Origin of the sequence: Ideonella sp. BN130291 (genome assembly GCF_036231905.1) — a bacterium.
Classification (GTDB): domain Bacteria; phylum Pseudomonadota; class Gammaproteobacteria; order Burkholderiales; family Burkholderiaceae_C; genus CAMLIZ01.
The window spans coordinates 277506-296408 of the sequence record NZ_JAZARE010000009.1 but is presented as its reverse complement, the minus strand read 5'-3'; the positions used below and the strand labels follow the sequence as shown (position 1 = coordinate 296408).

Here is an 18903-nt window from a genome sequence, read left to right as displayed (position 1 = left end):
ATTCCCGTCGCACGTCCATGGTGCTTCTCTCCTGCCAGGGCATGGCTTCCTCCCGAGGGCTTCACCCCCGAAAGCGTTACCCATGTCCCCGCACAGGCGTTACCCATGTGTCCGGTCTGAACAGAGCCAGCAGAAGAAAGTGACCGCCGGCCGGGCGCGACCGGCGGGCTGCACGCGAGTGCGACAGAACGGTTCGAGAATCGAGCGCAACACCAACCAAGAAGGTTGAACGCCCCCACTCCACCCCCACCTGGGAAGGCTTATGGAACCCTACCACGGCACCACCATCGTGAGCGTGCGCCGAGGCAACCTGGTCGCCATCGGCGGCGATGGCCAGGTGACCCTCGGCAACACGGTCGTCAAGTCCACCGCCCGCAAGGTGCGCAAGCTCTACCGCGACCAGGTGCTCGCCGGCTTTGCCGGTGCCACGGCCGACGCCTTCACGCTCTTCGAGCGTTTCGAGGCCAAGCTGGAAAAGCACCAGGGCCACCTGGTGCGCGCCGCCATCGAGCTCACAAAAGACTGGCGCACCGACCGCGTGCTGCGCCGGCTGGAAGCCATGCTCGCCGTGGCCGACCGCGAGGCCTCGCTCATCATCACCGGCAACGGGGACGTGCTGGAGCCCGAACAGGGCATCGTCGCGATCGGATCGGGCGGCCCCTACGCGCAGGCCGCCGCCAAGGCGCTGCTCAAGCACACCGACTTGGCCCCGGCCGAACTGGTGAAACAGGCGCTGGAGATCGCCGGCGAGATCTGCATCTACACGAACATGAACCACACGATCGAAGTATTGGGGGAGTCGAAGTGAGCACCATGACGCCCCAGGAGATCGTCTCCGAACTCGATCGCCACATCGTCGGCCAGAAGGACGCCAAGCGCGCAGTCGCGATCGCGCTGCGCAACCGCTGGCGGCGCCAGCAGGTGGACGAGAAGCTGCGCCACGAGATCACGCCCAAGAACATCCTGATGATCGGGCCCACCGGCGTGGGCAAGACCGAGATCGCACGCCGGCTCGCCCGCCTGGCCGACGCGCCCTTCATCAAGGTGGAAGCGACCAAGTTCACCGAGGTGGGCTATGTGGGCAAGGACGTGGACAGCATCGTGCGTGACCTGGTGGAGATGGCGATCAAGCAGGAGCGCGAAACGCAGATGCGGCGCCAGCGCACCCGCGCGGAGGACGCCGCCGAGGAGCGTGTGCTGGACATCCTGGTGCCACCGCCACGCTCGGAGTTCGGGCTCACGCCGTCGGCCGGCGGCGCGGGCGACAACACCGCGCGCCAGACCATGCGCAAGCGCCTGCGCGAAGGCGCGCTGGACGACAAGGAAATCGAGATCGAGGTGGCCGACGCCAAGCCCGCGCTCGAGATCATGGGGCCGGCCGGCATGGAGGAGATGGCCGAGCAGCTCAAGGGCCTGTTCTCGCAGATGGGCTCGGCCAAGCGCAAGGTGCGCAAGCTGAAGATCGCCGAGGCGATGAAGCTGCTCGTGGACGAAGAGGCCGGCAAGCTGGTGAACGAGGACGAATTGCGCACCGCCGCCCTGCACAACGCAGAGCAGAACGGCATCGTCTTCATCGACGAGATCGACAAGGTGGCTTCGCGCAGCGAGCACGGCGGCGCCGACGTGTCGCGCCAGGGCGTGCAGCGTGACCTGCTGCCGCTGGTGGAAGGCACCAGCGTGAGCACCAAGTACGGCATCGTGAAGACGGACCACATCCTCTTCATCGCCTCCGGCGCCTTCCACCTCAGCAAGCCGAGCGACCTGATCCCGGAGCTGCAGGGCCGCTTCCCGATCCGGGTGGAGCTCGGCTCGCTCAGCGTGGACGACTTCGAGGCCATCCTCACCTCGACCCACGCCAGCCTGGTCAAGCAGTACCAGGCCTTGCTGGCGACCGAAGGCGTGACGCTGGAGCTGCAGCCTGACGGCATCCGCCGGCTGGCGCAGATCGCCTACGACGTGAACGAGCGCACCGAGAACATCGGCGCCCGGCGCCTGGCGACGGTGATGGAACGCCTGCTCGACGAAGTGAGCTTCGACGCGCCCAACCTGCAGGGGCAAACCGTGCGCATCGACGGCCCTGCGGTGGACGCCAAGTTGGGCGAGCTGGCGAAGAACGAGGACCTGTCGCGCTACATCCTCTGACGCGGCCGGCCGGCGGCGCTGAAAACCGCGCCGTTCACACCGCGGCCAGCGGCTTCGCCCGCTCCTGCCCGATGCGCAGCAGCCCGTCGAACAGCAGCGTGTCCACCAGTTCGTAGGGCACGCCCAGGTAGGGGGCCACCTTCCAGCCCGCCCCGCCGGTGACGATCACCTGGGGCGGCAGGCCGCCGCGCTGCAGCAGGTGGCGGTGCATGCGCTCGATGGCGCCGGTGATCGCGTAGGTGCCGCCGCTGGTGAGCGCGTCGCTGGTGTTGGTCGGGAAGTGCACCACGTCGCCAGTGGGCACCCGCAGTCCCGCGGTGCCACCTTCCAGCGCGCGCAGCATGATGCCGTGCCCGGGCAGGATGCAGCCGCCCAGGAACTCGCCGTGTTCGTCCAGCGCGTCCACGGTGACCGCCGTGCCCACCATCACCACCAGGGCCGGGCCCGGCCGTTGGCTGGCCAGCAGCCGGGCGCGGGCACCGATCAGCGCCACCCAGCGGTCGGCGCCCAGGCGGGCCGGATGGTCGTAGCCGTTGATGACGCCGGCTTCGGCCGCGCTGGACACCACCCAGCTGCAGGGCCGCTCCCAGAGCTCGTGCACCTGGTCTTCCACCCGGTGGCGCACGGCATCGCCGGCCACGCAGGAGCCCAGCACGGTGGAAGGCATCGGCAGCCCGGCCCAGTCACCCTCGGCCAGCTGCTCGATGGTCTCCAGAAAGACGGCGCCGTGTGAGACCGGGTCGCTGCCCGGCTGGGGCGTGTGGTACAGCGCCCACTTCAGGCGGGTGTTGCCGATGTCGACCGCAAGAAAGGGCATGGCCGCAGGGTATCAGGAGGCCAGCGGCGGCAGGGACAACAGGTGCTTCACCTGGCGCATCAATTGCGCCACGATGAGTTGCTTGCGCGGCTTGCGGATGCGCTGCTCCACTTCGTCCAGCAGCAGCTCCACGTCCTGGCGGGTGGAGGCGCGCCGCAGCTTCATCAAGGTGAGCGAACCCGTCACCGGCGCCTCGTTGCGCAGCGCCCGCACCAGCAGCTCGCGCGCTTCTTCCAGCTGGGGGTCGGCGGGCGCTGCGTCTTCCTGCGACTCGAACACCGGCGGGCCGAGGTCGCCGTGTTCGGACTCGGGCAGCAGCGTGGCCGAGGCGGGCAGCACCGAATCCTCGTGCGCCAGCGGCAGCTCCACGTGGTGCAGGTCCACCGTGCTGCCGTCCGCCGGCTCGGACACCACCACCAGGCCCAGGGAGAGCAGCTCCTCGAAACACTCACCCGGCACGCCGGCGGCCGAGGCCATCTGCAGCACCTGCTGCACGGTGCGCCGGCCGTCCACCAACAGCAGCAGGGTGCGGTGGCGCTGGCTCAGCCGGCGCACGCGCTGGGCGAGCTCCTGGTGGCCTTCCGGCGTCTTCACGGGCACAAGGTTGGACAGCACGTGTTGTTCTCCCCTCTGGGTGCCGGATTGTCCTTGCATTCATGCCCAGGGAAAACCATGAGTTTTCCGCGGGCGCCCGCCTTGCCCTGCGACAAGATGGCATGATTCCGGTTGACGTTTACGTTAACGTCAACCAACGCCTTCCTGGCCTTCCTGGCCTTCCTGGCCTTCCTGGCCTTCCTGGCCTTCTTGCCCACCCCGCCGCCATGACCGACCTGTCCGCCGAATTCAAAGCGCTTGCCGAGTACCGCCCCACGAACAAGGTGCGCTTCGTCACCGCCGCCAGCCTGTTCGACGGGCATGACGCCGCGATCAACATCATGCGGCGCATTCTGCAGGGCATGGGTGCCGAGGTGGTGCACCTGGGGCACAACCGCTCGGTGGACGAGGTGGTCACCGCGGCGCTGCAGGAGGACGCCAACGGCATCGCCATCAGCTCCTATCAGGGCGGCCACGTCGAATACTTCAAGTACATGGTGGACCTGCTGAAGGCGCGCGGCGGCGAGCACATCCAGGTCTTTGGCGGCGGCGGCGGCGTGATCGTGCCCAGCGAGATCCGCGAGCTGCAGGGTTACGGTGTCACCCGCATCTACAGCCCGGAAGACGGCCAGCGCATGGGGCTGCAGGGCATGATCGGCGAGATGCTGATGCGCTGCGATGGCGACCTGTCCACGTATGCGCCGAAGACGCTGGATGCCATCCGGGGAGGCAATGAAGCCGCCTGGCGTGCGCTGGCGCAGCTGATCACCGCGCTGGAGAACGGCAAGGCCGATGCGGCGTTGGTGAAGGCGCTGCACGAGGCCGCGGGCCAGGCGACAACACCGGTGCTCGGCATCACCGGCACCGGCGGCGCCGGCAAGTCCAGCCTCACCGACGAGCTGATCCGCCGTATCCGGCTGGACCAGGACGATCGCCTCAAGATCGCGGTGATCTCCATCGACCCCTCGCGCCGCAAGAGCGGTGGCGCGCTGCTGGGCGACCGCATCCGCATGAACGCCATTGCCCCATGGGGCGATGGTCAGAAGGTCTACATGCGCAGCCTCGCCACCCGCGACACCGGCAGCGAGATCAGCGCCGCGCTGCCCGACGTGCTGGCGGCCGCCAAGGTGGCCGGCTTCGACCTGATCATCGTGGAGACCTCCGGCATCGGCCAGGGCGACGCCGCCATCGTGCCGCTGGTCGACGTGCCGATGTACGTGATGACGCCCGAGTTCGGCGCCGCCAGCCAGCTCGAGAAGATCGACATGCTGGACTTCGCCGAGTTCGTGGCGATCAACAAGTTCGACCGCAAGGGCGCGGCGGATGCCCTGCGCGACGTGGCCAAGCAGGTGCAGCGCAACCGCGAAGCCTGGGGCAAGAAGCCCGACGAGATGCCGGTGTTTGGCACCATGGCCAGCCGCTTCAACGACGACGGCGTGACCGCCCTTTACCAGGCGATCAAGCGCCGGCTGCAGGAGGCCGGCCTGGCATTGGAGGAAGGCCGCCTGCCCGTGGTGAACACGCGGCACAGCACCAACGAGATGCCCATCGTGCCGCCCGCACGCAGCCGCTACCTGGCGGAGATCGCCGACACGGTGCGCGCCTACAAGCGCCGCGCCAAGGCCCAGGCGAGGCTGGCGCGCGAGGTGCAGCAGCTGCGGGAATCGGCCCGCATGCTGAAAGCGGCAGACCCGGAGAAGGACAACGCGGTGAACGCACTGGCCGCGCTCGCGCAGGCCCGCGAAGCCGAACTCGACGCCCACGCGCGCAAGCTGCTGCAGCAGTGGCCCGACATGCAGAAGGCCTACGCCGGCGACGAGTACGTGGTGAAGATCCGCGACAAGGAGATCCGCACTGCGCTCACGCACACCACGCTCTCGGGCACCAAGATCCGCAAGGTGGTGCTTCCCGCATACGAATGCCACGGCGAGATCCTCAAGTGGCTGCTGCTGGACAACGTGCCCGGCAGCTTCCCCTACAGCGCCGGCACCTTCGCTTTCAAGCGCGAGGGCGAGGACCCGACGCGCATGTTCGCCGGCGAAGGCGACGCCTTCCGCACCAACCGCCGCTTCAAGCTGGTGAGCGAAGGCATGCCGGCCAAGCGCCTCTCCACGGCCTTCGACTCGGTCACGCTCTACGGCAACGACCCGGATCTCAGGCCCGACATCTACGGCAAGGTGGGCAACTCCGGCGTGAGCATCGCCACGCTGGACGACATGAAGGTGCTGTACTCCGGCTTCGACCTCTGCAACCCGAGCACCTCGGTCAGCATGACGATCAACGGCCCGGCGCCCACCATCCTGGCGATGTTCATGAACACCGCCATCGACCAGCAGATCGAGAAGTTCGAAGCGGACAACGGCCGCCAGCCCACCGATGACGAGGTGGCCAAGATCCGCGCCTGGGCGCTGAGCAATGTGCGCGGCACGGTGCAGGCCGACATCCTGAAGGAAGACCAGGGCCAGAACACCTGCATCTTCAGCACCGAGTTCTCGCTCAAGGTGATGGGCGACATCGCGCAGTACTTCGTGCACCACCAGGTGCGCAACTTCTATTCGGCGAGCATCAGCGGCTACCACATCGCCGAGGCCGGGGCCAACCCGATCAGCCAGCTGGCCTTCACCTTGAGCAACGGCTTCACCTTCGTGGAGGCCTACCTCGCGCGCGGCATGCACATCGATGATTTCGCGCCCAACCTGAGCTTCTTCTTCAGCAACGGCATGGACCCGGAATACACCGTGCTCGGCCGGGTGGCGCGCCGCATCTGGGCGGTGGCCATGCGAGACAAGTACGGCGCCAATGAACGCTCGCAAAAGCTGAAGTACCACGTGCAGACCAGCGGCCGGTCACTGCATGCGCAGGAGATCGCGTTCAACGACATCCGCACCACCTTGCAGGCGCTGATCGCGATCTACGACAACTGCAATTCGCTGCACACCAACGCCTACGACGAAGCCATCACCACGCCCACGGAAGAGAGCGTGCGCCGCGCGATGGCCATCCAGCTCATCATCAACCGCGAGTGGGGCCTGGCGAAGAACGAGAACCCGAACCAGGGCGCCTTCATCATCGACGAGCTCACCGAGCTGGTGGAAGAAGCGGTGCTGTCGGAGTTCGAGAAGATCGCCGAGCGCGGCGGCGTGCTGGGCGCCATGGAAACCGGCTACCAGCGCGGCAAGATCCAGGAAGAGAGCATGCACTACGAGATGCTCAAGCACACCGGCGAGTACCCGATCATCGGCGTCAACACCTTCCGCAATCCGCATGGCGACCCGGTGCCCGAGCACATCGAGCTGGCCCGCTCCACCGACGAGGAAAAGCAGTCGCAGCTGAAGCGCCTGCAGGACTTCCACGCCCGCCATGCCGGCGAGGCGCCTGCCATGCTGGGCAAGCTGAAGCAGGCGGTGATCGACAACCGCAATGTGTTCGAGGTGCTGATGGACGCGGTGCGCGTGTGCTCGCTGGGCCAGATCACCAGTGCGCTGTTCGAGGTGGGCGGGCAGTACCGGCGAAGCATGTGAAGCAGGCCCTGCGGCTAGGATCGGCTGATGGAAAAGGTCATCCATCGCACGCGGCGCCACGCCCCGTCACAGGACCGGCAATACTGGTTGAGCCGCAGCCCCGAGGAGCGGCTGGCGGCACTTGAAGTGCTGCGCGAGCGCCGCCTGGCCCACCTGCCCGACGCTGAACAAAGACTTCAAAGAGTTTGTCGAGTTGCTCAACGCGGGAAGCATTGAATACATCGTCGTCGGGGGCTATGCGCTGGCCGCACATGGCCATCCGCGCTACACCGGCGACATCGACTTTTGGGTTGGTACCTCGAAGCTCAACATCGGCCGGCTGCTTGCAGCGCTCCAGGCCTTCACCCGCGCCGAATCACGGTGCCGGTGGCAGGCGTGCAGTTGCCGGTGCCCCATCTGGACGACCTGAAGGCGAACAAGCAAGCCAGTGGACCAGCCAAGGACCTGGCGGACCTCGAAGCACTGGGCGACGACAGCGTCGAAGGCGATTCCTGAAACACCGCGAGCAGCCGGTCGCATTCAGATACCGACCGAGGCACATGGTTTGCCACAGAGGCGGCGGCTGATCTTTGGCCGTCAATCTCTATGGAAACCATGAAAAAAACCCTGAGCACCCTCGTCGCCATCTCTGCTGCCTGCTTCGGCCTGGTAGCCCATGCACAGACCTCTGATGCCGCTTCGGCGCCCGCCCTCACCAAGCAGGAGGCCAAGGACGCGAAGACGCAGTCCGATGCCGCCTACAAGGCGCGCAAGGACGTGGCCGATGCCAACCATGAGCTGAACAAGGGCGACTGCGAAGTGGCCGCCGATGGCAGCGTCGAGCGCGCCTGCAAGAAGGACGCGAAGGCCGTGAAGAAGCAGGAAAAGGCCGAGGCCAAGGTGATCCACGAGGCCGAGAAGGACGCGATCAAGTCCAACTCGAAGTGATGGCGTGACCGCGCCGGCCTGCGCGTCAGCCAGGCCGCGCGCCGGTCGCCCACCAGTGCGCACCGTCGGTCGCTGCGGCGCCCTCGTCGCGCAGTTTCAGCAGGTGCGCAGTGAGCGAGCGTGCCGCCACCGGGTGCAACCGCGGCGGCACGTCGTCGTACACCCGGCTCAGCAACTGCTCGACGCTGGCTGGCCCGGCCGCCTCCAAGGCAGCCAGCACCTTCTGCTCGCGTCGCAGCCGATGCGCCACGATCGCCGCCATGGCGCGCCCCGGCTGGGCCATCAGGAAGCCGTGCCCCGGGGCGATCCAGTCCAGGTCCTCGGCCATCAGCGCGCGCAACGACGCGACATAGGCCGCCATGTCGCCGTCGGGCGGGTTGATGACCACGGTGCTCAGCTGCATCACGTGGTCGCCGGCGAACAGCGTCTTCTCCTCTTCCAGCAGATAACAGAGGTGGTTGGACGCATGTCCGGGTGTGTGGATCACGCGCAGCGTGGCGCTGTCATGCAAGGCGATGCGCTCGCCGCCTGACAGCGCAACCTCGGGCACGAAGGTGGCGTCCTGCCACTGCGGATGCGCGGGCAGCCGGCCATGCACCCGCGCGCCGGTGCGCGCCTTCAGCAGCCCCGTGGCGGGCGAATGGTCCTGGTGCGTGTGGGTGGCGAAGATCCAGCGGATCGCGCCTGGAGCCGCAGCCAGCACCGCCGCCACATGGGTTTCATCCAGCGGTCCGGGGTCGATGACAGCCCATTCGTTGCGCGGGCCACCACCGACCAGGTAGGTGTTGGTGCCCGGGCCGGTCATCACGCTGCCGTTGTTGGCCGTGACACGGATCACGCGGTCCGACAAGCGCACCGGCACGCCGGGCTGGATGTCGTAGCAGCCGTTGCCGTGGCCCTGCGGGTCGATGCGGCCGAGCTCCGCATAGGCCGGCTCGTCGGGCGTCACCGGGCGCGGGCCGTGAGCGCCGATGCCCACGCGCGGCATGATGACGCCGAGGTCGCGCGGCGAGCGCGCCCACGCCATCAACCCCTGCACGTCGGTGAAGCGCGCCATCGCCTCCAGCGTCTTCTGCGTGGGCGTCATCAGCTTGAGCTGACCGCTTTGGGCCAGCGCATCGGCCGGCCGCAGCCAGCGCTGCTCCACCAGCTCATTGGCGTCGTGGGCGGCCACCTGGCCGGCCGGCGCCTCGGCCACGAAGAAGCGGGTGTCGAAGCGCTTCGCGCGGCCCAGCGGCGTGACCCAGTGGCTCAGGTAGACGAGGCGGTCCACCGCGAGCCGCACACCGGCCGCCTCGCAGAAGGCGCACAGCGTGCGCTCGCCGCGATGCAGCAGGCCGCGCCACTCGGCAAGGCGGTGCCAGCGATCGTCGTCCACCGGCAGCAGGCTGCCATCGAGCTGCGTGGCCAACAGCAGCCCGCACTCCTCGAAGCACTCGCGCACGGCCGCCACATGGAAGTCCAGCCCGCCTTCGGGCAGGCCGAGTTGCGCACTGGCGGCCGCGTCGTCGAGGCCGGCGCAGCAGGCATGGGCTGCACGGTCGCCTTCGTCCACCACACCGCCGGGGAACACCCAGGCACCACTGTTGTGGTCGCCGCGCTCGGCGCGTCGCAGCAGCAGCACCTCCAGGCCGGAAGGCGCATCACGCACCACCACCAGGGTGGCGGCTCGGCGCAGGCCGGTCGACACGGCCGAGGATTGTTTGGCGCAGGGGCTCATAAACGGAGAAACACGCGAGCAGACAGCTGCCCATAATGCCTCACGCACCTGCGGCCGCGCCACCCGCGCAGCGCGCAGCGCGCAGCCGCACACGGCGCCCACCCGGCGCATGCATTCATCGAACGGGAGACAACCCATGCTGATCGGACTGCCCAAGGAGATCAAGAACCACGAGTACCGCGTCGGGCTCACACCCTCGTCGGTGCGTGAACTCGTGGCACACGGCCACCAGGTGCTGGTGCAGCGCACGGCAGGTGCCGGCGTCGGCGCCAGCGACGACGACTATGTGCGCGCGGGCGCCACGCTGGCCGACGATGCGGCCACGGTGTTCGCCAGGGCCGAGATGATCGTGAAGGTGAAGGAGCCGCAGGCCGCCGAGCGCCGCATGCTGCGCGAAGGCCAGATCCTCTTCACCTACCTCCACCTGGCACCCGACCCCGAACAGTGCGCCGATTTGATGGCCAGCGGCGCGGTGTGCATCGCGTATGAAACCGTCACGCAGGCGGGTGGCGGCCTGCCGCTGCTGGCGCCCATGTCCGAAGTGGCCGGCCGCATGGCGGTGCAGGCCGGTGCGCACCACCTGGAAAAGGCGCATGGCGGCCTGGGCGTGCTGCTGGGCGGTGTGCCGGGCGTGGCGCCGGCCAGGATCGTGATCCTGGGTGCCGGCGTGGTGGGCAGCAATGCCGCGCAGATCGCGGTGGGCACGGGTGCGCAGGTCGTGGTGATCGACCGTTCATTGGACGCGCTGCGCCGCATGGACCACATGCTGGGCTCGCGCGTGATCACCATGTTCTCCAACCAGGACAACGTGGAACGCGAGGTGCTGTCGGCCGACCTGGTGATCGGCGGCGTGCTGATCCCCGGCGCCGCCGCGCCCAAGCTGGTGACGCGCGCGATGGTGGCCGCCATGAAGAAGGGCTCGGTGGTGGTGGACGTGGCCATCGACCAGGGTGGCTGCTTCGAGACCTCCCATGCCACCACGCATGCGGAGCCCACCTACCTGGTGGACGGCGTGGTGCACTACTGCGTGGCCAACATGCCGGGCGCCGTGCCGCGCACCTCCGCCTTTGCGCTCAACAATGCCACCCTGCCTTTCACGCTGCAGATCGCGGATCTGGGCTGGCGCGCAGCGCTCAAGCGCAACGCGCACCTGCTGGCAGGCCTGAACGTGGCGTCGGGCAAGGTCACCAACCAGGAAGTGGCGCAGGCGCTCGGACACGGCTTCACCGCTCCGGAAGCGCTGCTCTGACGGCCTGAGGCGGCCGCTGGGGCCCACGCAGGGCCGGAGACAATCGCCGGCCATGCCGAGCTTCTATCACGCGACCGCCGACACCACCCTGCGCTTTGCGCCGCTGAGCGGCCCGGCGGATGCGCGGGTCGCCATCATCGGCGGCGGCTTTGCCGGCCTGGCCACGGCCATGAGCCTGGTGGAGCGCGGTGTGCGCGACATCGTGCTGCTGGAGGCCGAAACCATCGGCCATGGCGCTTCCGGCCGCAACGGCGGCTTCGTGTTCGGCGGCTTCAGCCTGGACAACGCCGACCTGGTGCGCCAGGTGGGTGCGGCCGAAGCGCGCCGCCTCTACGGCCTGACGCTGGACGCGGTGGAGCGCATCCGCCAGCGCATCCAGCGCCATGCGATCGACTGCGACGCGGTCTACAGCGGCGTGCTGCTGGCCAACTGGTTTGCCGACGACCGCCCCTTGCGCGCGCTGCAGCAGTTCATGCACGAGCAATTCCAGGTGGACTGGCGCTGGCTGCCGCGCGAGGAAACCCGCTCGCTGCTGCTCACCGAGCGCTACCACGCGGCCCTGCATGAACCCAATGCCTTCCACTTCCACCCGCTGAAATACGCCCAGGGCCTGGCGCGCGTGCTGCGCGAGGCGGGCGTGCGCCTGCATGAAGGCACGCGGGTGAACGGCATCGTGGCCGACGGCGCCGGCTGGCGCGTCAGCACGCCTTCGGGCCATGTCGCTTGCGAGCATGCGGTGGTGGCTTGCGGCGGCTACATCGGCCAGCTGTTCAAACCCTTGTCGCGCGCCATCATGCCGATCGCAACCTATGTGATGACCACCGAGCCGCTGGGTGGCAGGCTGGCCAGCGCCATGCGCACCACGGCTGCGGTGTACGACACCCGTTTCGCCTTCGACTATTACCGCCCGCTGCCCGACACGCGCCTGCTGTGGGGTGGCCGCATCTCGATCCGTGACCGCTCGCCGCAGGCGGTGGCGCAGCTGCTCACGCGCGACCTGCTGCGGGTGTATCCGCAGCTCCAGGGCGTGCAGGTGCAGCACGCCTGGAGCGGGCTGATGAGCTACGCCCGCCACAAGATGCCGCAGATCGGCCGGCTGCCGCGCGGCCCCTGGTACGCGATGGGATTCGGCGGCCACGGCGTGGGGCCCACCACGCTGGCCGGCGAGGTGCTCGCGCAGGCGCTTACGGGTGAAGCGGCAATGCCGGCGGGGTTCGGCCACTATGGGCTGCCCTCCACCCTGGGGCCACTCGGGCTGGCAGCGGCGCAGGCGACGTACTGGTGGCTGCAGCTGCGCGATGCGCTACGCGGCTGAAGGCGCCTGCCGAGAAGCTACGGGTCTGTCCCGACACGAATCCCCCCGCAGGAGGGATGCCGACACGTCCACATCGGCCTATCGTCGGGACATCCATCTTTGACTGGAGTGCCGCCATGAAGCCCACCCGATTGCGTGTCCGCATGGTCGTCGTGGCCGCCCTCATGGCGGCGTCCGCCGGCACCGCTGCTGCCGCCGAGCTCACGCCCGGCGGCATGGTGGCCGGGCCCAGCGGCACCACGCTGGCGGCTGAACCGCAGCTCGCCGGCCGGCTGGTGGCCACCCGCACCGCGCGCTTCAGCTATGACGGCTGGTACCTCGACAGCAGCCAGGGCAACACCGAAGCGCTGCACGGCAACGTGACCGGCACGGTGCAATCCACGGTGATGCGAAGCGTGGATGGCACGCTCGACTTCTACTGGCGCATCTCGGTCTCCCAGGCCTCCTTCCTGCCGGTGGCCAGCTTCGGGCTGGGCGGCTGGGCGCCGGACACCTACAACGCCAACTGGCTGAGCGACAGCAAGGGCGAGGTGCTGCCCGCCGTGGTGAGCCAGCAGTCCGCAGGCGGCATCAATTGGGCCTTCGGCCAATACCTGCCGCCCTCCACTGAGATCTACCCCGGCCAGCGCAGCTTCAGCTTCTTCCTGGACACCGACGCGGACAGCTATGCCACGACCGGAAGCTTTTCGCTGCTGAGCGAGCGCGACAGCGGCGGCAACATGATGATCGACTGGGGTGGCAGCAGCGGCAGCTACCGCACCTTTGCGCCGGTGTGGTCCAGCGCTGGCCAGGTGCTGGCCGTGCCGGAGCCGGGCAGCTGGGCGCTGATGGCGCTGGGCCTGGCCGGCCTGGGCATGGCGCGGCGGCGGCGCCAACCCTAGAACGCGCCGGCGTCGCCCGGAAACACCACCGGCGACTCGGCGCCTTCGGCCGACAGCGCAGACACGCCGAAGAACCAGTCGTCGATCACCACGTTCTTCAGCAGCAGCTGGGTCGCGCCCGCCGGCACGTCGCGGTGGTGGCGCCACTGCGGGTCGGTGGTGCCGCGCCACCAGACCCGGTAACCCGCCGCACCCGGCACGGGCTGCCACTTCACCGTGGTGTGCGGCGTCACCGCGCCTTCGATCGCCACGCCCCTGGGCGGCGCCGGGGCCGTGGCCAGCGCGGCCAGCGTCACCACGTTGAGCCGCGTCACCTGGGCCAGATAGGGAAAATCGACGCCATCGATGGTGTCGCCGTAGGCGATGCCGTTCTCGACCCGCAGGTCCTGGTGCTGGCGGGTGTAGTTCTCATGCGCCTCGGTCACCCGCACCGCCGGAAAGCCCGCGTTGAGGAACTCCACCTGGTCGCCGCCGCGGCCGTAGCGGTCGGTGCGGTAGACCATCTCGACCTTGAGGTTGGTGAGATGGCGCTCGGCCAGCGTGGCCATGTAGCGGGCGAGGTTGCGCGAGGGGGAATCAACCTCGCCGCCGTTGTAGCGGCGGCGGTTCGCCTGCTGCGGTGTCTCCACCGCCTTGGTGCCCTCGGAGAACACCCGCACCGTGGTGTTGTCGTGCACGCCGCTGTCGCCGCGGGTGTTACCCACGATGTCGTTGTTGAGGTTGGCCTCCACCTGCCATCCCTGCGCCTTGGCATAGTCGGCCAGCACCTTGCCGCCGTACAGGCCTTGTTCCTCGCCCGACAAGGCGGCGTAGACGATGGTCGCCGGGAACGTGTACTTGCTCAGCACCCGGGAGGCTTCCATCGCGGCCGCCACGCCGGAGGCGTCGTCGTTGGCACCCGGTGCATCGCTGGTGCTGTTCATGATGTCGCTCACCCGCGAGTCCAGGTGGCCGGTGATCACCACCACGCGGTTCGGGTCGCTGGTGCCACGCTGGATGGCCACCACGTCCACCACCTCGGTGGGTTGCGGAATGCGGGCGCCGGTGAAGGTCTGCGACGGTGTCACCACCTGCAGGCAGCCGCCACAGTCCTTGGAGATGGCCTCGAAGCGCGTTTGCACCCAGCGGCGCGCGGCGCCGATGCCGCGGGTATCGCTCTGGGTGTCGGACAAGGTGTGGCGGGTGCCGAAGGCGACCAGGCGCTCGATGGTGGCGTGCAACTGCGCCTCGTCGACCTGCGCGGCGGCGCTGTCGAACACCGGGCCGGCGTAAGCCATGGCAGACATCGAGGCCAGGGCCAGAACCCATTGGTATTTCATCATGCTCCCCATCGCAAGATCCATTTCGCTGGCCGCCGACGGCCCCAGGATGCCCCATGGGGCCTGTCCCGCTACGGTACACCTCCGATGGGGGAGATCCGTAGACGTGCGGGCACTTCCTCGTCCCGGCACCTGTGTGTCCTTGCTGGAGTCGCTCCCCGCCGACCCCAGCGACGGCCAATCCGTCAAAGCATCATCCCGCCCGACACCTCGATGCGCTGTCCGGTGATCCAGTGGTTGCCATCGGACAACAGCGACGCGACCGCACTTCCGATGTCGTCCGGCCGGCCCACGCGGCCCAGCGCGGTGACGCCCGCGATCTGAGCATTGAGCTCGGCGTTGTCGCGCACGGCGCCGCCGCCGAAATCGGTTTCGACCGCGCCCGGCGCCACCGTGTTGACCGTGATGCCGCGTGACGCCAGTTCCTTGGCCAGGTAGCGGGTCAGCACTTCCACGCCGCCTTTCATGGCCGCGTAGGCGGCATAGCCCGGGAAGGTGAACCGCGCGAGGCCGGAGGAGGTGTTCACGATGCGGCCTCCGTCGGCAATGAGCGGCAGCAGCGCTTGCGTGAGGAAGAAGGTGCCTTTCAGGTGCGCCCGCATCAGTTCGTCGAATTGCGCTTCGGTGGTCTCGGCAAAGCTGGCGTGCGCGCCGGTACCGGCGTTGTTCACCAGATGGTCGAACTGCTCACGGTGCCAGGTGGTGGCGAGCACGCGCCTCACACGGTCGGCGAAGGCGGCGAACTGGGCGCTGTCCCCCACGTCCAGCTGCAGCGCCACGGCCTTGCGCCCCAGCACTTCGATGTCGCGCACAGTGGCCTGCGCTTCGGCCTCGTTCGCCTTGAACGTGAGGATCACGTCGACGCCGCGCTCCGCGAGCTTCAGCGCCGTGTTGCGGCCCAGGCCGCGGCTGGCGCCGGTGACGAGGGCGATGCGGGTGGTGGTGGCGGTGCTCATGTGGGTCTCCTGAGTGAACAAAGTGGCGATGGGGTCACTTTATGAATTCACTGCCGGTGGATAAATCCTGCGATCCGACCCACACTGTTCTTGATAGTCGGACAATCGCCGGATGGATCTCGACCAATTGCGCATCTTCGCCCGCGTGGCGGAACTCGCCAGCTTCACCGAGGCCGCGGCACAGCTCGGCTTGGCGAAGGGCAGAGCCTCCACCGCGGTACAGCAATTGGAGGCGCGTCTGGGCACCCGGCTGCTCCAGCGCACCACGCGCCGCGTGCACCTCACGCCGGATGGCGAGCAATTCCTCGAGCGCTGCAAGGAACTGCTGGCGGACGCCGAGCAACTGCAGGCGATGTTCCAGCCGGCCGCGAGCGGCCTGCGCGGCAAGCTGCGCATCGACCTGCCGAACTCCATCGCGCGCGACCTCGTGATTCCCCGCCTGCCGGAGTTTCTGGCGGCGCACCCGCTGCTGGAGGTGGGCATCAGCACCACCGACCGCCGGGTGGATCTGGTGCAGGAAGGTTTCGATTGCGTGCTGCGCGTGGGCCACCTCTCGGATGCCGACCTGGTGGCCCGCCCGCTGGGCTGGATGGCGATGCGCAACGCGGCCAGCCCCGCCTACCTGCGCGAGCACGGCACCCCACGCACGCTGGCCGACCTGGCGCAGCACCGCATCGTCCACTACGCCGCCAAGCTCGGCCTGCAGGGCGCCGGCTGGGAATATCTGGACGCGGGTGTGGTGAAGGTCCAGCCGATGCACAGCACGGTGGTCGTGAACGGCACCGACGCCTACCAGGCCGCCTGCCTGGCCGGCCTGGGCTTGATCCAGGCACCGGTGCACGGCACGCAGCGGCTGGTGGATGCCGGGCTGCTGGTCGATGTGATGCCCGGCTTTCGGGCCGCGCCCATGCCGGTGTCGCTGCTCTACCCGCACCGGCGCCAGCTGGCGCCGCGCGTGCAGGCCATGCTGAACTGGCTGGCGGGGGTGGTGGGCGCCTACCTGCAGGGCGGCCCGGCGGCCGCCAGCCTCAAGCCCGTCGCAAAGCCCACTCGCCGATCAGCGCGTGCAGCCGTGCCACCCCATCCGTGAGCGCTGCCGGCCCGGGCTGCAGGATCTCGCTGGACTTCAGCTCATGCAGCTCGCCATCGCGCACGGCCGGCACCTCGGCCCAGCCGGGGCGCGCGGACACCATCTCGGGCTTGAACTTGCGGCCACACCAAGAGCCCATGACGATGTCGGGTGCGCGCCGCACCACCTCCAGCGGGTCCTGCACGATGCGGTCCTTGCCGTGGGATTTCTCTGCGAGCTCGGGAAAGATGTCGTCGCCGCCGGCGACGCCCACCAGCTCGCTGACCCAGCCGATGCCCGAGATCAGCGGGTCGTTCCATTCCTCGAAGAACACCTTGGGCCGGCGCGGCAGGTGCGCCGCTGCGGCGGCGATCTCGTCCAGCCCGGCTTGCAGGCGCTGCACCAACGCCTCGGCCTTGGCGTCGGCGCCCACCATGCTGCCCAGCATGCGCATCATCTGCAGGATGCCGGCGATGCGGCGCTGGTTGAAGACGTGCACCTGAAGGCCGGCGCGCACCAGCTGGTTGGCGATCTCCGCCTGCATGTCGGAAAAGCCCAGCACCAGGTCCGGCTCCAGCGCCAGGATCTTGTCGATCTTGGCGTTCCAGAAGGCGGACACCTTGGGCTTCTCCTGCCGCGCTTCGGGCGGGCGCACGGTGTAGCCCGAGATGCCGACGATGCGGTGCTGCTCGCCCAGCAGGTACAGCGTCTCGGTGGTTTCCTCCGTCAGGCAGACGATGCGCCGGGGATACGGGTCAGTCACGCTCATGCAACAAGTGTCGCTGATGATGGGGACCCCGCACCTGGTGTAGGAGGCGCCTCACAGCGCTTGAGGCCGCGCGCTGATACACGCCGGCCTCCCACCCGGGCACGATGAATGCACTGACCCTTTTGGGCGGGGCAGCTAGGAACCGACATGGCAAACGAAGCACTGTGGACACCCGATTCGACCGGTTCGCCTGGTGATGGCCACGCTGCCGTTGCCGTCGAGTCCAGCGACAGCTTCCTGCAGGACCTGGGCTATGAAGCCGCCGACCCGATGCTGATCGCGCGGCTGTGCGGCGAGGCGCCGACGAGCTGGCCCGCCTTCGAAAGCCGGCCATGAAGGACGACCGCTGGCATCCCCGCCGTGTGTGGCTGCCTGCGCTGGCCGCCGCCGCCGTGTTGTTGATGAGCTTTCACCAGGTGGTGGCGGGCGCGGTGCGCCAGGCGCATGCCGAGCGCCATGCCAGCGCGGTGTACCAAGGCGCGGTGCATGAATGCACCCAATTGCGCGACAACGCCAGCCGGCTGCTGTGTGCCTCGCGCCTGGCGGCGCAGCAACAGGCCGCCCACCCGGCCTACGCCGCAGTGGCCGGCGATGCTGCCAGCAGCGAGAACTGGCGCCGATAAGCGGTGGGCGTGGTCTTCAGGGCCGCGCCGAACTGCTGTCTCAAGGCCACCGCCGAGCCGAAGCCGGCATCGGCCGCGATCCGCTCCACCGACCGATTCGTGGTTTCCAGCAGGCGCTGCGCCAGCGCCAGCCGCTGGTGCTGCAGCCAGCTCACCAGCGTGGTGCCGGTCGCCTCGCGGAAGTGGCGGGTGAAGCTGCGCCGGCTCATCAAGGCGCGTTGCGCCAGGTCGTCGAGCCGATGGCTTCGGTGCAGGTTCTGACCCAGCCAATCCAGCAAGGGTGACAGCCGGTCGCGCTCGGGCACCGGCCGCACCGGCTGCGCGATGTACTGGGCCTGGCCGCCCTGCCGATGCGGCGCCACCACCATGCGGCGGGCGGCCCGGTTGGCCACCTCGGCGCCGTGGCGCAAGCGCAGCAGGTGCAGGCAGCAGTCGATCCCCGCTGCGGTGCCGGCCGAGGTGAGCACATCGCCGTGGTCCACGTACAGCACCTCGGGCTGCAGCGGCACCTGGGGGAACCGTCGGGCGAACTCGGGCACCAGGTGCCAGTGGGTGGTGGCGGCCCGGCCATCCAGCAGCCCGGCTTCCGCGAGGACGAAGGCGCCCAGGCAGAGGCCGACGATGGTGGCGCCGCGGGCATGGGCGGCACGCAGCGCGCGCAGCAGTTGCGGTGGCGCCGGCTCGCCATCGTCGTGCCACGAGGGCACGATCACCGTGTCGGCCTGGCGCAAGGCGCTCAGGCCATGCGGCGCCTCGATGGTGAAGCCGGCGTTCGTGCGCAAGGGGCCGCGTTGCAAGGCGCACACGCGCAGGTCGAAACGCGGCACGCCGGCGTCGGTGCGGTCCTCGCCGAACACCAGGCAGGGCACGGCCAGGTGGAAGGGGCTGATGCCGTCGAAGGCGATCACCGCAATGGTCTCGACAGCATGTGTTGGCATGGCCCGATTCTATCGATGAATGGCATTCGGGCCACTGTCGGGCGGGACGGGTGATAGGAACAA

General features: G+C 68.7%; 18 protein-coding genes. 11 read left to right on the top strand and 7 right to left on the bottom strand.

Features of this window, described 5'->3' with window-relative positions:
- The first annotated feature begins 262 nt into the window (after positions 1–262).
- Both hslV and hslU read left to right on the top strand, forming a co-directional pair.
- A complete protein-coding gene (hslV, locus tag VPH43_RS20370) occupies positions 263–808 on the top strand; it encodes an ATP-dependent protease subunit HslV (protein WP_328579581.1) in 546 nt (181 codons plus the stop codon).
- Positions 805–2142 (top strand): ATP-dependent protease ATPase subunit HslU, encoded by a 1338-nt coding sequence (gene hslU / locus VPH43_RS20365; RefSeq protein WP_328579580.1) that lies wholly within the window; start codon positions 805–807, stop codon positions 2140–2142. The genes hslV and hslU overlap by 4 nt, the downstream gene beginning before the upstream one ends.
- 34 nt (positions 2143–2176) lie before the next feature.
- On the opposite strand, the gene VPH43_RS20360 is transcribed toward hslU, so the two are convergent.
- Both VPH43_RS20360 and VPH43_RS20355 read right to left on the bottom strand, forming a co-directional pair.
- Positions 2177–2959: a type III pantothenate kinase gene (locus VPH43_RS20360; RefSeq protein ID WP_328579579.1), complete on the bottom strand. Its 783-nt coding sequence runs from the start codon at positions 2957–2959 to the stop codon at positions 2177–2179.
- 12 nt (positions 2960–2971) lie between these two features.
- Complete coding sequence (locus tag VPH43_RS20355) at positions 2972–3574, bottom strand: hypothetical protein (RefSeq protein ID WP_328579578.1); 603 nt, start codon at positions 3572–3574, stop codon at positions 2972–2974.
- Between the two features lie 206 nt (positions 3575–3780).
- Between VPH43_RS20355 and icmF the strand changes: the two genes are divergently transcribed.
- The 3 genes from icmF (at position 3781) to VPH43_RS20340 (ending at position 8001) form a co-directional block, all read left to right on the top strand.
- Positions 3781–7074 (top strand): fused isobutyryl-CoA mutase/GTPase IcmF, encoded by a 3294-nt coding sequence (gene icmF / locus VPH43_RS20350; protein WP_328579577.1) that lies wholly within the window; start codon positions 3781–3783, stop codon positions 7072–7074.
- A 27-nt stretch (positions 7075–7101) separates the two neighbouring features.
- The gene (locus VPH43_RS20345) at positions 7102–7290 is read left to right on the top strand and encodes a hypothetical protein (protein WP_328579576.1); all 189 of its coding nucleotides are present in this window, start codon (positions 7102–7104) and stop codon (positions 7288–7290) included.
- A 378-nt stretch (positions 7291–7668) separates the two neighbouring features.
- Positions 7669–8001: a hypothetical protein gene (locus VPH43_RS20340; protein ID WP_328579575.1), complete on the top strand. Its 333-nt coding sequence runs from the start codon at positions 7669–7671 to the stop codon at positions 7999–8001.
- Between the two features lie 25 nt (positions 8002–8026).
- Here the strand turns inward: VPH43_RS20340 and VPH43_RS20335 are convergent, their stop codons facing one another.
- Complete coding sequence (locus VPH43_RS20335) at positions 8027–9691, bottom strand: MBL fold metallo-hydrolase (RefSeq protein ID WP_442909317.1); 1665 nt, start codon at positions 9689–9691, stop codon at positions 8027–8029.
- A 166-nt stretch (positions 9692–9857) separates the two neighbouring features.
- On the opposite strand from VPH43_RS20335, the gene ald reads away from it, so the two are divergent.
- From ald to VPH43_RS20320, 3 genes are all read left to right on the top strand, one after another.
- Entirely contained in the window at positions 9858–10970 is a 1113-nt protein-coding gene (gene ald, locus VPH43_RS20330; protein ID WP_328579573.1) for an alanine dehydrogenase, read from the top strand.
- Positions 10971–11022: 52 nt separating this feature from the next.
- Positions 11023–12285: an NAD(P)/FAD-dependent oxidoreductase gene (locus VPH43_RS20325; protein ID WP_328579572.1), complete on the top strand. Its 1263-nt coding sequence runs from the start codon at positions 11023–11025 to the stop codon at positions 12283–12285.
- A 116-nt stretch (positions 12286–12401) separates the two neighbouring features.
- Positions 12402–13166, top strand: a complete 765-nt coding sequence (locus VPH43_RS20320; protein WP_328579571.1) for a PEP-CTERM sorting domain-containing protein — start codon at positions 12402–12404, stop codon at positions 13164–13166.
- On the opposite strand, the gene VPH43_RS20315 is transcribed toward VPH43_RS20320, so the two are convergent.
- Together VPH43_RS20315 and VPH43_RS20310 are read right to left on the bottom strand one after the other, a co-directional pair.
- Positions 13163–14443, bottom strand: coding sequence for a M28 family peptidase (locus VPH43_RS20315; protein WP_328579570.1), 1281 nt, complete (start codon positions 14441–14443; stop codon positions 13163–13165). The two genes, VPH43_RS20320 and VPH43_RS20315, sit on opposite strands and share 4 nt — an antisense overlap.
- Positions 14444–14670: 227 nt before the next feature.
- The gene (locus VPH43_RS20310; protein ID WP_328579569.1) at positions 14671–15441 is read right to left on the bottom strand and encodes an SDR family NAD(P)-dependent oxidoreductase; all 771 of its coding nucleotides are present in this window, start codon (positions 15439–15441) and stop codon (positions 14671–14673) included.
- 112 nt (positions 15442–15553) lie between these two features.
- On the opposite strand from VPH43_RS20310, the gene VPH43_RS20305 reads away from it, so the two are divergent.
- Positions 15554–16531 carry a LysR family transcriptional regulator gene (locus VPH43_RS20305; RefSeq protein ID WP_328579568.1) on the top strand — a complete coding sequence of 326 codons (978 nt, stop codon included), beginning with the start codon at positions 15554–15556 and terminating at the stop codon, positions 16529–16531.
- Here the strand turns inward: VPH43_RS20305 and VPH43_RS20300 are convergent.
- Entirely contained in the window at positions 16470–17279 is an 810-nt protein-coding gene (locus tag VPH43_RS20300; protein WP_328579567.1) for a cobalamin-binding protein, read from the bottom strand. The two genes, VPH43_RS20305 and VPH43_RS20300, sit on opposite strands and share 62 nt — an antisense overlap.
- 147 nt (positions 17280–17426) lie before the next feature.
- On the opposite strand from VPH43_RS20300, the gene VPH43_RS20295 reads away from it, so the two are divergent.
- Together VPH43_RS20295 and VPH43_RS20290 are read left to right on the top strand one after the other, a co-directional pair.
- Positions 17427–17615 carry a hypothetical protein gene (locus tag VPH43_RS20295; RefSeq protein WP_328579566.1) on the top strand — a complete coding sequence of 63 codons (189 nt, stop codon included), beginning with the start codon at positions 17427–17429 and terminating at the stop codon, positions 17613–17615.
- Positions 17612–17902 (top strand): hypothetical protein, encoded by a 291-nt coding sequence (locus VPH43_RS20290; RefSeq protein WP_328579565.1) that lies wholly within the window; start codon positions 17612–17614, stop codon positions 17900–17902. Before VPH43_RS20295 ends, VPH43_RS20290 begins: the two co-directional genes overlap by 4 nt.
- Here VPH43_RS20290 and VPH43_RS20285 read toward each other — a convergent pair.
- Complete coding sequence (locus VPH43_RS20285) at positions 17851–18840, bottom strand: GlxA family transcriptional regulator (protein ID WP_328579564.1); 990 nt, start codon at positions 18838–18840, stop codon at positions 17851–17853. The two genes, VPH43_RS20290 and VPH43_RS20285, sit on opposite strands and share 52 nt — an antisense overlap.
- Between the last annotated feature and the right edge of the window lie 63 nt (positions 18841–18903).